This is a genomic window from Roseateles sp. P5_E11 (assembly GCF_054049355.1).
Window position 1 is genome coordinate 1 of the sequence record NZ_JBFUMO010001031.1, and the last position, 1129, is coordinate 1129.

A 1129-nucleotide genomic window follows, 5' to 3' on the forward strand; every position below is an offset into this window, starting at 1 on the left:
GCCAAGGTCCAGCTGATCTCTCCCTTCGTCGGCCGCATCTACGACTGGTACAAGAAGTTCGCCGGCAGCAGTTGGGATGAGGCGGCGATGGCCGGCGTCAACGACCCCGGCGTGAAGTCGGTGAGCCAGATCTACGCCTACTTCAAGCAGCATGGCATCAAGACCGAGGTCATGGGCGCGAGCTTCCGCAACATCGGCCAGATCCAGGCGCTGGCCGGCTGCGACCTGCTGACCATCAGCCCCGATCTGCTCGCCCAACTTCAGGCCACCGACGCCAAGCTGGAGCGCGCGCTCGACCCGGCCAAGGCGGCGGCCGTACCCGCCATCCACCTGGACGAAGCCGCCTTCCGCTTCGCGCTGAATGAGGATGCGATGGCCACCGAGAAGCTGGCCGAGGGCATCCGCCAGTTCGCCGTCGATGCCGGCAAGCTCGACAAGCTCATCGAGGCCGCCTGACATGACGGCGCGCTGCGACCTGTCTCCCGTTTGGGCTGAACTGCAAGCCCACTACGCCGCGAGCGGTCGCGGCTTCGATATCCGTGAAGCTTTCAAGGCGGATGCGGACCGCTTCGGCGCGCTGTCGTTTGAAGCGCCCGAGGTGTTCGCCGATCTGTCCAAGAACCGCATCGACATGCCCACGCTGGCCCTGCTGCTGAAGCTGGCGGCCGACTGTGGCCTCGAGGCGCGGCGCGATGCGCTGCTGCGCGGCGACCCGGTCAACCACACCGAAGGCCGCGCGGTGCTTCACACGGCGCTGCGCGCGCCGGCAGGCAGCAAGGCACCGTTCAATGCCGAGGTGCAAGCATCTCTGGATGCGATGCTGGCCTTTGCCGAGAGCGTGCGCCGCGGCGAGCGGGGCGAGATCACCGACGTCGTGCACATCGGCATCGGCGGCAGCGACCTCGGCCCGGCCATGGTCGTGCAGGCGCTGCAGGCCTTTGGTCGTCGCGATCTCAAGCTGCATTTCGTCTCCAACGTCGACGGCCATGACCTGGCGCCCGTGCTGGCCGGCGTTGACGCAAAGCACACGCTGTTCGTCATTGCCTCCAAGACCTTCACGACGCAGGAGACGCTGGCCAATGCGCAAGCTGCCAAGGCCTGGTTCCTGGCCGCCGGTGGAACGGATGTG

General features: G+C 66.8%; 1 protein-coding gene and 1 pseudogene. Both read left to right on the forward strand.

The features are described from left to right. Positions 1 to 456 (forward strand): transaldolase family protein (locus ACXJKR_RS33155; protein WP_457326476.1); only part of this gene is annotated, 456 nt, incomplete at its 5' end. A 1-nt stretch (position 457) separates the two neighbouring features. Next, positions 458 to 1129, forward strand: a pseudogene (locus ACXJKR_RS33160) (glucose-6-phosphate isomerase); the annotation flags it as partial.